Annotated in this window: 7 protein-coding genes; all 7 read right to left on the bottom strand. The window is 46.3% G+C overall.

What is annotated here, in order from left to right:
• Positions 1-128: 128 nt before the first annotated feature.
• On the bottom strand, positions 129-1,652 hold the full coding sequence (xylB, locus tag ACI39P_RS00655) for a xylulokinase (RefSeq protein WP_439718791.1): 1,524 nt from the start codon (positions 1,650-1,652) through the stop codon (positions 129-131).
• A 24-nt stretch (positions 1,653-1,676) separates the two neighbouring features.
• Entirely contained in the window at positions 1,677-2,711 is a 1,035-nt protein-coding gene (locus ACI39P_RS00650; RefSeq protein WP_439718790.1) for an NAD(P)-dependent alcohol dehydrogenase, read from the bottom strand.
• Positions 2,712-2,954: 243 nt separating this feature from the next.
• The gene (locus ACI39P_RS00645) at positions 2,955-3,935 is read right to left on the bottom strand and encodes a sugar ABC transporter substrate-binding protein (RefSeq protein WP_439718789.1); all 981 of its coding nucleotides are present in this window, start codon (positions 3,933-3,935) and stop codon (positions 2,955-2,957) included.
• Positions 3,936-4,028: 93 nt separating this feature from the next.
• Positions 4,029-5,036, bottom strand: coding sequence for an ABC transporter permease subunit (locus ACI39P_RS00640; protein WP_439718788.1), 1,008 nt, complete (start codon positions 5,034-5,036; stop codon positions 4,029-4,031).
• A gap of 17 nt (positions 5,037-5,053) precedes the next feature.
• Positions 5,054-6,562: an ATP-binding cassette domain-containing protein gene (locus ACI39P_RS00635; protein ID WP_439718787.1), complete on the bottom strand. Its 1,509-nt coding sequence runs from the start codon at positions 6,560-6,562 to the stop codon at positions 5,054-5,056.
• Between the two features lie 482 nt (positions 6,563-7,044).
• Positions 7,045-10,275 (bottom strand): GLUG motif-containing protein, encoded by a 3,231-nt coding sequence (locus tag ACI39P_RS00630; protein WP_439718786.1) that lies wholly within the window; start codon positions 10,273-10,275, stop codon positions 7,045-7,047.
• Positions 10,268-12,583 (bottom strand): MMPL family transporter, encoded by a 2,316-nt coding sequence (locus ACI39P_RS00625; protein WP_439718785.1) that lies wholly within the window; start codon positions 12,581-12,583, stop codon positions 10,268-10,270. The genes ACI39P_RS00630 and ACI39P_RS00625 overlap by 8 nt, the downstream gene beginning before the upstream one ends.
• Between the last annotated feature and the right edge of the window lie 151 nt (positions 12,584-12,734).

The raw sequence follows: 12,734 nt of genomic DNA, 5'->3' as shown, positions 1-12,734 counted from the left end.
TTCGTCTTTCTTCTCATTATGTATTATAAAAAAGGAGAACGCAAGAATCAAGAAAGATATTCTTAAAAAACGAATAATTCTGCAAACCAAAAAAGCCCCGACTTTTTCGGTCGAGGCTAGTGGGTCTATCAGATGTCTTTCAGTTCTTTAAAACTGTTGAACAGTGTTTTATACAAATCTTTATATAATGTGAAGAATTTTGCGTATTCGCCGTTTGCAGCCATATCCGGCTGAGAAACGTCTTTTTTCCGTACCAGTTCATTACATGCCGTCTCCAAATCGGAATAGATGCCTGCGCCTACGCCGGCCAAGATCGCTGCCCCCAAGGCACCGCCCTGATCGGACTGCACTGTGCTGACAGGGCAGCCGTACATATCCGCCAGCATCTGTCTCCAGAAGGGGCTTCTGCCGCCGCCGCCGCAGATCATCATATCTTCAATAGGCACGCCCATTTCCCGGAACACCTCTACACATTCCCATTGAGAAAAAGAGATGCCTTCCAGAACAGAACGGATCAGATGGGGTCTCTGGTGCATCGCGGACAAGCCAAAGAATACACCACGGCAATCGGGATCCGGATGAGGGGAACGTTCCCCCATCAGATAGGGCAGATACAGAAGCTTTTCAGAACCGATGGGTACCTTTGCCGCTTCCGCCGTCATAATCTCATAAGGGTCAACGCCTTTTTCCGCCGCTTCTGCCATTTCCGACGTGCAGACATTATTTCTCAGCCACTGGAAGGAAAGTCCTGCCGCCTGTGTACAGCTCATTACCGTCCATTTGCCAGGCACAGAAGCGCAAAGGGTATGTACTCTGCCCTTAGGGTCCAGTGCCATCTGGTCGGATACGGCATAAACCACCGCAGAGGTGCCAATGGTGGTAAAGGCTTTGCCCTGCGAAACGATACCGGTGCCGATGGCTGCGGCGGGGTTGTCCCCGGCACCGCCCACAACGATGGTGCCTTCTGCCAAGCCGGTCAGGGCCGCTGCTTCTTTGTGTACTCTGCCAGTTACCTCCTGGGATTCATACATTTTCCCCAGCAGCTTCTTATCAATCCCCAAACCATTCAGAATCTCATCAGACCATGTACGTTTTGCCACATCCATCAGCTGCATGCCGGAAGCATCGGATACTTCTGTGGCATATTCTCCGGTCAGTTTATAGCGGATATAATCCTTCGGCAAGAGGATATGGGCACATTTTGCATACAGTTCCGGTTCGTGCTTTTTCACCCACAGAATCTTTGCCGCAGTGAAGCCTGTGACTGCGGGATTTGCTGTAATCTGAATGATCTTTTCCGCACCGATCATGCGGTTCATATCTTCTACTTCTTCTCCGGTTCTCTGGTCGCACCAGATGATAGAACGTCTCAGGACATCGCCGGTTTCATCCAGCATAACCAACCCATGCATCTGACCGGAAAGGCCAATGCCCTTAATATCCCCAGGAGCCACGCCGGAATCTTTCAGCACACACTGCACGCCTTTTACAACAGCGTCCCACCAGTCATTAGGTTCCTGTTCTGCCCAGCCGTTCTGCTCCTGGTAAAGAGGGTATTCAAAGGTTTTTGCTGTGATAGGATTGGCATCTCTGTCAAAAAGGACTGTCTTTGTGCCGGAAGTGCCAATATCAATCCCCAGTAAATATTCCATAGTTACACCGCCATTCTGTGAAGATTACAGTTTGATGACTGCTTTTACTACATTTTCTTTGTCGTTGATGGCAGCTTCGAAGGCAGCCTGAATATCGTCAAATGCAAATTCATGGGTTGCTACTGTGCCGATATCGATACCGTTTGCAACTGCCGCAATGGCTTTTGCGTACAGGTTTCTGTAACGGAATACAGATTTGATGGTAGCTTCCTTCGCCATGATCTGACCAAAATTGAATGTGATTTCAGGATTTGCAGACATACCAACCAAAGTAATGGTGCCGCCGATTTTTACCAGATGAGGTGTCTGGGCAATGGTTACAGGGGAGCCTGCTGTTTCAAATACCTTGTCGATACCTGCGCCATTTGTAAATGCTGCAACCTCTTTCAGAACGTCCTTTTCCTTAGCATTGATAACACGGGTTGCGCCCAGCTTCATGGCAAAGTCCAGACGTTTCTGAGCCATATCTACCACTGTGATATCTGTTGCGCCGCAAGCCTTGCAAGCCAGCAGAGTCATCAGCCCGATGCAGCCGGAGCCCAGGATAATAACCTGATCGCCCATGCCAACGCCGCCCTGATGGGCTGCATGCAGGCCAACTGCGAAGGGTTCGATCAAAGCACCTTCTTTTGTAGACATGCTGTCGGGCAGTTTGAAGCACATATTTGCAGGGAATGCAATATAGTTTTCATAGCAGCCCTGAACGGGAGGTGTAGCCAGGAACTGTACATCGGGACACAGATTATATCTGCCGGATTTACAGAATTCACACTGACCGCAGGTGATGCCGGGTTCCAGTGCCACTTTATCGCCAACGGCCAAAGAAGTTACGCCGGGGCCCAGTTTTTCAACAACACCGCCAGCTTCATGGCCCAGCATAAATTCGCCGTCTACCACAAAATCGCCGCATCTGCCGTCATGGAAATAATGTACATCAGAGCCGCAGATACCAACGTATTCCACTCTGATCAGAACTTCGCCTTCCTTGGGTTCAGGAACGGGAACTTCTCTGATTTCCATTTTGTTCAGCTCTACCATGTATGCCGCTCTATTTTTCATTTTGATCTCCTCACTTTCACTTAAAATAAAAATACCTTCTTCTTGATTTGTCTCTGTACAAATCTTCATTCTTTATCATAACAGTATCAGGGAAATTATGCAACATTTCCATTCTTTCCGCAAAAAGATTTCCATGGAAAAAAGGGGTACCCCTTCCGGCAAAAACCGAAACTGGCACCCCTCATCATTCGAGATTATATCAATCAGAACTCAAAGTAACCATTACTATGTAATGATCTGCAATTAGTCTGTGATCTGACCTCTTTCTCTGTACATTTCAACGTATTCGGAAGCATTGTCCTTTGTGATCAGAACAGCATCGATATCTGTGTCGATCTGTGTTTCTTCACCTGTCAGCAGTTTGTGAACTGTTTCCAGATTCAGAGCTGCCAGGTCGATAGCGGACTGCAGGCATGTAGATGTCATTCTGCCTTCTTCGATCAGCAGGCAAGCTTCTGCTGTACCGTCAACGCCGTATACCAGCAGGTCGTCGTACATATCGTTGCCTTTTACTACTTCCAGAGCACCAGCTGCCATGTTATCGTTTGTGGAGATAACTGCATCGATGTCGCCGTAAGCTACTGTCCAGTCTTCCATCAGAGCCATAGCTTCGTCTTTATTCCAGTTTGCAAAGTCTTCAGCCAGAATTGTTACGTCAGGTCTTGCATCGAAGAATACTTCCTGCCATGCAACACGTCTTTCATCAGCGTGGAAGTTGCCGGAAGGACCATTGATAACAACAACTCTGCCGTTTTCGGGAACCTGTTCCAGAGCCAGTTCAGCGTTTACTTTAGCCTGTACATAAGGGTCAGCATCGACAGTGGATGCACCTTCAATGCCTTCGATTCTGGAGTTTGTTGTGATTGCAACGATACCATTTGCTACGATCTGTTCTACGTAAGGTCTCTGTGCTTCACCATTGTTGGGCTGTACGATGATTGCATCGTAGCCGTTTGCGATTGCGTTTTCAATTGCTGCGTTTTCCTTGGCATCGTCAGCCTGGCCATCGAATACATCCAGTGTGATATCAGGATATTCTTCTGCTGCTGCGATCATTTCATTTGCCAGCCATGCTGCGAAAGTATCAGACTGTGCTCTAGCGATAAATGCTACTTTATAGCTATCACCGGATGCTTCATCGGTTGCTGTTTCGCCGCCGCCACAGCCTGTCAGTGCAGTTGCTGCCATAGCCAGTGCTACAAATGCTGCTAAATACTTTTTCATGTTACTCTCTCCCTTTCTTGTTTAAAATTTTGCGAGAATTTTTGCTCTATTTGAATTTGATCCATCAAATGAAAGCCATTGTATCAAAGATGCTTATGCTTTTGCCGCAGGGGCTTCTTCTTTCTTTTCTTCCTCGTCTTCTTTTTTCAGGATAACTTTCGGTGCTTTTTTGTTTTTGAAGCGGATATCGTACAATACCGCTGCTACGATAATGACACCTTTTACAACCTGCTGTACATAAGAGTCTACGCCCTGCAGGTTCATGATGTTGTTCAGACAGCCGATGATGAAGGAACCAACCAGTGTACCGGATGTTGTACCAACACCGCCGGAGAAGCTTGTACCGCCGACGATAGCAGCTGTCAGGCCTTCCATTTCATAGCCAACAGCACCATTGGGCAGACCTGCATTTACACGAGCCATGAACAGAACGCCTGCGATACCTACCAGGATACCATTGATCAGGAATGCCAGATATTTGGATCTTACTACATTGATACCGGAAGCAATAGATGCTTCTTCATTCCCACCGATGGCATAGAAGGAACGCCCAAGCTTGGTATGATTCATAATATACCAGATTATGATCGTTGCCACAACCATAAAAATAACAGGAATGGGCAGAGGGCCAATCTTGCCCTGACCTACATTGGCATATTTGCCGATCTGAACCAGGTTCTGGCCGGATGTATACAGCAAAGCCAACCCCCTGGCTGCCATCTGCGTTGCCAATGTTACGATAAAAGCAGGCAGATTGCAGTTTGCAACGAAAAATGCGTTGATCATATTAAAGATTACCGCAACACCAATGGCAACTGCAAAAGCAACTGCCATGGAACCTGTGGATTTATAGAGGCTGACAGACAATACGCCGGCCAGCGCCAATACCGCCCCGGAAGACAAGTCCAACAGGCCGCTGATAATCAGAACCATTTCACCATAGGCCAAAATGGTGGCTACAGACAACTGTACCGCAATGTTTGTGACATTTCTTGCGCTCAAGAAATTGTTATTCATCATTGTGGAAATGATGATCATAATCAGTAAAACAAAGAAAATTGAGTACTTGGTCATTACCTGACCCAGACTTTTATTTTTCACTTAGATCTCCCCCTTTATTATTCCTGAATGATGCTATGTGTACCAGTTGCATAAACCATGATCGCTTCCTGAGAAAATTCTTCTCGTTTCAGTTCACCGGCGATATGGCCCTGATTCATAACATAGATTCTGTCACACATACCGATCAGCTCGGGCAGCTCAGAGGAAACCATTACGACTGCTTTACCTGCTTGTGCCACTTCTGTCATCAGTTTATAAATTTCAAATTTCGCACCTACGTCGATCCCTCTGGTAGGTTCATCCAAGATCATAACTTCCGGATCGCGCATCATCCATTTTGCCAGCAATACTTTCTGCTGGTTCCCACCGGACAGAGACTGGATCGCTGTTTCCTGAGAAGGTGTTTTTACACTCATTTTTTCAAAATATTTCGCTACCATCTCCGCTTCTTCTTTTTTATGGGCATGACCGCCGTAGAAGAATTTTTCCAGAGATGCCAGGCTGGCATTTTCCCGAACACTTCTCATAGGAATGATACCGTAACGGCGGCGGTCTTCAGACAGCATAACCATACCTGCTTTGGTACTGTCGGATACTGTTTTGATGTGGACTTTTTTGCCGTGTACCTTTACTGTACCGCCATCAATATGTTCCAGACCGAACAGCGTACGCATCACTTCTGTACGGCCTGCGCCAACCAGACCGGCAAAGCCAACGATCTCGCCTTTGCCCACATGGAATGAAACATCCTCAAACAGCTGACCGCTCTTCAGCCCTTCTACTTCCAGCAGGGGCTCGCCGATTTCGATTTCCTCTTTGGGATATACGTTTTCCATCCGGCGGCCTACCATCAGGGCAATGACCTCATCGATGTTTGTATCTGCCGCCCGCATGCTCTTGACTACCGTACCATCACGGAATACTGTAATATCATCGGCAATACGGAATACTTCATCCATCTTGTGGGAAATATAAACAATGGCACAGCCTTTGGCTTTCAGAATCTCGATCTTCTTAAACAGCAGCTCTACTTCCTTCTGCGTAATGGAAGAAGTAGGTTCGTCCATTACGATGATGGATGCATCATTGGAAATCGCCTTTATGATCTCCAGCATCTGAATATCAGAGGTTGTCAGCGTTTTCAGCTTGTCTGTAGGTTTGTAGGGAAGGTGTTCTTCCTGCAGCAGTTTTTCTGTCTGCTTACGAACTTCTCTCCATTTTACTCTGCCCAGCTTATCCACCGGCAGACGCCCCAAGAAGATGTTTTCTTCTACGGACATTTCGGGTACATAGTTCAATTCCTGGGCGATCATGGCAATCCCCAGAGATCTTGCTTTGATAGGATCTTTGATTTTTACCGGCTGTTCATCGATAAAGATTTCGCCGGCATCGGGTTTATAGATCCCGTTGATGATTTTCATTAGTGTGGACTTCCCTGCACCATTTTCACCACAAAGCGCATGTACCGTCCCTTTTCTAACTGTAAAGTCAATTTTATCCAACGCCTTTACACCCGGAAAAGATTTTTCAATTTTTGAAACCCGAAGTTTGATATCGTCCCCCATAGGTTCCTCCCTTCCGTAATACAGACCATATAAAGCCCGTTTGTACTTATTGATTGTGTTACTTTTTAGAAACAAGCTTTGGGGATTGCGTTTTGCATGGCTATGCTTCAACGTTTTACCCTCCTGCTTATTTTTCACAAAATCTTTATGTAAAATCGAAAGTTTGTACTTATTTTAATTAAGTATATACTCAAATGTGCCAAAATGTCAATACTCCAAGCGAAACAATATATTCAATTTGAATAAAAACATCCCCTATACATCCCAATTATTACAAACACTTTCTCTATAATAAAAATTGAAACCTTTTTAAATATGCAGCATGTTTCTGCCAAAATACATTCCTTTGCTGCAAAAAAGAATATTCATAATTACCTTCCCAGTCAACCAAATCCGGCTATTTTCTGCGACAGAAAAGGGCCTTTTATAAAAAGCCCCTTTTCGTGTATAAATATAAAAACAAAGATACTATTTTATAAACTCTATTCTTCTTTCTTTTTTCTCTTCTTTTTCCAAATCACAATTGCTGTGATTCCCAAAATCAAGCCCACAGGCAGCAAAATGATCCACCTCATGGCCCCGGCTTCGTAGCTCAAGCAAAGCACACCTTCTGCGCCTTCCATTTCACAAACGACATATTTTCCCCGTTCATGCGCTGTAAGCTGCACCCAAGCTTCATCTTTTTTCTGCCATACAGAAACTTTTTCCTTATCCGCATTCAGCAGGCGAAGGGTAACTGTATCAGTATCTGCCAATTCTGTATTTTCCAAAAGGATATCATATACCACCTTGCGCCCCGCCGCCTCTTCCGGCGGTTCTTCCGTCTTGTTTGCAAAAGCATGCAGTTCCGCTGTATCGGTAAATTCTCCTTCCGCCAAAACAAGGGAAAGCTTTCCGCTTTCGTTTTTCTCCACACTGGAAATCGTTGTCAGATAAGGCTGATATTCACATACCACTTCCATATCTCCCGTAACCGTTTCTGTTTCAAAGGGCTGCCATTTGCCAAAATAGCCTTTCTTTTCCGGTATCGCCGGCAATTTGATCTTTGCTGTCTCCTTGCCATAGGGGATTTCCTGGGTCTCAATAGGCTCACCATCTACCAGAAAAGTTACCGTTAGGCTGATAAATCGCTTCGGGATGCCGCTGAGATTTTTCATTGCTTCATAGGAAAGGGGTTCTGCTTTTCCAGCATAGCTGATGCCATCTACTGCGCCCAATTCCTGTTCCACAAAATAATTTCTTCTGACGGAATCCAGTTCTTCCACGCCGCCAAGGAGTGCCCCCACGTTTTCTTCACCATCAACTGCCGCAATGGCGCAGGTATCCAAAACCGTTTCTGCTTTCCCGGCAATGCCGCCTACATATCGTCCGCCGGTCATTTTCCCTTTGCCATAGCAGCTGCGGATAGTGCCTTCACTGAAACCGGCAATGCCGCCTACATAGTCTCCGTCGGTGCTTTCTGCGGTTCCATAATTTTCGCACTTATAAATGGTGCCGATCTCTGCATATCCTGCCACGCCGCCAATGCAGTCTTTTCTGCCCTGGATATTGCCTTCATTGACACACCCCTGCAGAATCACCTTCATGCGATAAGTAAAATTAATGGAATCCGGCTTATCAATATCATCCTCCGGATCTGCCGCCAAATCGATAGACATGGCCCCCACAACGCCTCCCGCATTGCGGTCGCCCTCTACACTGCCGAAATTTGTGCAGTTGGCCGTTTTTCCCTGCTTTGTGCGGCTGATCTCCTCATCGGAAACATCCACAAAAACATCATCCAGTTCCTTATCCTTGTTATCCCGCAGATCTTCGATCTCATCGAACAGCAAATCCATGATTTTTTCAAACTGGTCGCTCATCTCACGCAAATCTGTCTTTACTGTTTCTTTTCCATCCTTCAGGACATCCTTCAAGCCTTCCATATCATCGGAAATATCCCCCATGGAATCAAACAGCGCATCGCTGGATGCATCAAAGTCATCCCCCAGCTTTACGAAGGTCATAGGTTCTTCATCCGCTAAATCGGAAAGGATATCACTGATCTCCTCCATGGCATCAGAAATATCATCCCCAGCATCGGAAAGATCATCTACGGCATCTTCCAGCCGGTTCAACGCCCGTTTCCAGCGGCGGTTCAGCGTTTCCCCCGCATCCTCGATGCTTTCCGGCAAAGACTGCATCAGGGTATGTATCTTTTTCAGAGAAGATAGAATCGTAAGTTTTGCCTCTTTGATGATCTGCAGCTGGGAAAGGATATTGGATATTTCCTGCTTTGCCGCTTCTTTATCTTTTGCCAGAATGGCATTTCCAATATTTTTCTGGGCAGTGCGAATGGCTGCTTTAGCTCCTTGGATCTCTTTTCTCTGTTTTTGGATTTTTTTAGTCTCATCCTGCAGTTCATCCAATTCCTCAATCTCCGGTACGTCTTTTTTCAAAGGGGAAAGGGCATCCATAGCATCTTCCACAGCTTCCCCCAAGGCCTCCAAACCATCCCCCAAGTCATCCAAGGGGTCCTCCATTTCATCCATCGTATCGGAAAGCAGCGCTGTCCACGCATTGATCTCATCGATGTTATCCTCCATGAAATCGCTCATCTGATCCTTTACATCCTCCGCATGGCCTTTTGCCGCTTCGGAATGATCAGAAATGCCATTCAGATAGACCTCTGCGTCGTCCCCTAGGGCATCCGTATCATCCAGCAGTTTATCTGCCATATCCCGCAGGATATCCAGTTCATCCCGCACTTCATCCAGCCGATCCCCGGAAGCACTGAGCCAGAGATAGGGCTCCGCCTGGCCGACAATCCCGCCGATATCTTTTCTGCCGTAAATCGAGCCATAATTTTCACACCCCAACAGGTAGCCCGATTGTCTGCCTGCAATGCCGCCTACATTATAGCCCGTATGGGGATAGCCCACATTGCCCTTGTTGGTACAGCCCTGCACAATGCCGTCGGTCACACCTGCGATACCGCCAATATCCGTATACCCCAGAGTGTTTCTTTCCCCCTCTTGGTCGATTTTATAATTTTCCAGCAGTGCTGCCGCATCTGTATCCAGATCCGTCATTTCCTGCTTTTTCTCTTCATATTCCGTATTCACCGCGGCATAGTTTTCACATTGGGTCAAAAATCCTTGATTTTCCCCTGCAATGCCGCCTACAGCCAATTCCCCGCTGATCTTTCCGGAAACGGTACAATCCCGAATTTCCCCGGAGTCGCTGTTCTTTCCCGCAATGCCCCCCACGTTTGTTTTGCCTTCCACAGTGCCGTCAAAGGAACAATTTTCGATGACACCCCGGTTTTCCCCTGCAATGCCGCCTACATTGGTTTTGCTGCCGCCGGGGCTGACCTCTCCTTCCACATGCAGATCTTTCACAGTGCCGCCTGCTTCAATATAGCGAAACAGCCCCACATTAGAGCCATCCTGCTGCAGTTTGATGCCGGAAATGGTATGCCCGTTCCCGTGAAAGGTGCCGCCGAAAATAGGCACAGAGGATACATCCGTATTCTTCAAGTCTATATCACAAGTCAACTCTATTGTTTTTCCCGCAGACCAGCTGTCTAGTGTGCAGTTTTTCGCGAAGCGGAGAAATTCTTCTTTATTGGAAATCGTAACAGTTCCCGCAGCAAAAGACGCCATTGGAAATAAGCCGCACAGCAACGCCGCTGTCAGCAAAAAAGCAATTCCCCTTCGTATTCCTTTACGCATGTTCCTCCGCCCCCTTTCGATGATCTGATTTCTTGAACGATGTTTTTTCTATGATAAAATCCCCCAATACCAGCAGCTGGGGCAAAATGCCCATAACCAATACAATGGAGATCAGCGTTCCTCGGCCAAGGCAGATACCAATGCCGGAAATCGCCCCATCGGAAGAAAGAAAACCGATAGCTGTGCCTGCCGCTGCCAAAATACTGCCGGAGGTGAAAATCGTCGGGAAAGCCAATTCCAGAGATTCTTTCACCGCCTCTATCTTCGGCATCTTCTGCCGCAGTTCCAGATAACGATTGGTGATAACGATAGCATAGTCGATATTCGCCCCCATCTGGATGGAGCTGACTACCAGATAACTCATAAAAAAGATAGGAGTATTCTGCAGGGTCGGATAAGTAAAATTCATCCAGATACTGCCCTGGATGACCAGGATCAGAATGAAGGGCACTCCTGCCGACTGGAACGTCAGGAACAGTACGATCATAACAAATACGATGGAAAGAATACTGATCAGGGTATTATCATCCCCAAAAGTTGTAGATAAGTCAAAGTTGCTGGTAGCATTCCCCACCAGAAGCACATCATCCCCATAATATTGGGCCGCTGTTTTCCGAGCTGTATCTAAAAAGGCAAAGGTTTCCTCGCTTTCCTCCGATACATTCAGTTCCATGACCAGACGGCTGTATTTTCCGCTGTTCAGCTGATCTTTCCCGTCCGTCAGATCTGCATACGTCTCATCCAGATCTTCCTGATCTTCTTCATCCAAAGAAACCGCGCCCTGCTCCACCTGGTCATAGATAAATTCAAACATATCGATCAAAGGCACTTCATAATGTTCGATGCCGCCGACGATATGCCCGTATTCTTCCTGATCTATGGCATACGCAGTATAAAGCAGTTCCACCAGTTCAACATCAATATCCGCAAATTCCGCCAATTCCCGGGGTGTCAGCAAATCCCCCAGCATCATATCATCTGTTTCATCCTCCTCATCTGCTTCCACCGTTGCCAGCCCTGTCACCTCATCTACCTCCGGCAATGCTTCCAGTTCCCTGGTCAGCGCCTGCTCCTTTTCGTAATCCCCGCTGGGAATCAACACCGCCAATACATTGGAGGCAGTAAAGGTATCGCTGATTTTATCCTTGGCGATTTGAGATTCATTTTTCGTAAAAGTTTTCAAATGGGTATAACTGTATACATACGGGCAATGATTGGAAATCAGGAAAGAAACCACCAACAGCACCCCAAACACAACAGGGGTCACATAACGCAGCTTCATGACCAGATTCGTCCATGCCGTAATCTTCGGCACAAAATTTCTATGATGGGTGCTGTCAATCTTACTGCTGAAAGAATACAACAGCCCCGGCATCAGCGTAAATACAGAAAGGATACTCAAAATAATGGCTTTGATCAAAACCATACTCATATCACGGCCAATTTGAAAATGCATGAACGCCATGGCTGCCAGACCGGAAAGGGTCGTCATGCAGCTGCCGGAAATCTCTGGAATCGCCTTGCAAAGGGCATGCACCACCGCATCCATGGGCTCGCTGCTTTCCCTCTCTTCCATATATCTGTGGCAAAGAATAATGGCATAGTCGATGGCAAGGGCCAACTGCAGTACAATGGCAATGGAATCGGAAACAAAGGAAATTTCTCCAAAAATAAAATTGGACCCTTTGTTCAGAACCGCCGCCATGCCAAACGTCAGCAGCATGACAGGCACTTCCATATAAGTACGGGAAGTAAACAACAAGACAGAGAAAATAATCACACAGGCAAGCACCATAACGATCTTCATTTCTTCCGCAATGGTCTCTGCCTTTGTATTGCCCAATTCCGCGGAAATATAAGAATCATAATCCGCCACTTCTGTTCGGACCTCCTCCAAAGCTGTCTCACAAAGAGGGTCATCATCCTCCCCGCTGAAGGTTACAGAAAACAGCGCCGCTCCATCTGCATAATGTTTTGTGGTATCATCAAAGTCAATCTCCTTTACCCCTTCGATTTTTTCCAACGCATCGCAAAGAATCTCTGCATCTGCATAAGAAATATTATCAATCATCACTTCTGCAGTGGCATAGGTGATAAATTCTTCATCCATCACATCCAAGCCGCGGCTAGTCTCTGTATCTTCCGCCAGATAATCCGTCAGGGTATTATTGACAGAAACCCAGCCGGAGGCAAAGACGCAGAAAATTGCCAAAAGAATATAAATCAAGTAAATCGCTTTGCGTTTTTCAACAATAAAACGGGCAATGTTTTCCAATTTATTTTTCTTTTTTTCGGGTGCTTTTGTCATAAATATCCTCCCAAAAAAATAATTGACAAATGTTGATTAAACGATTACAGTTTAATTATCTGCAAGGACAAGCTCGCTTTCAATATGCAATTTCATTTATTTCTGCTGTATATTCAACAATTATATTTAAATTTGTTTATAAGGAGGAAAA

This window comes from Anaerotignum sp. (genome assembly GCF_051877975.1).
In the GTDB taxonomy this organism is placed as follows: domain Bacteria; phylum Bacillota; class Clostridia; order Lachnospirales; family Anaerotignaceae; genus Anaerotignum_A.
The sequence above is the reverse complement of the archived record's forward strand: the minus strand, read 5'-3'. Positions and strand labels throughout refer to the sequence as shown.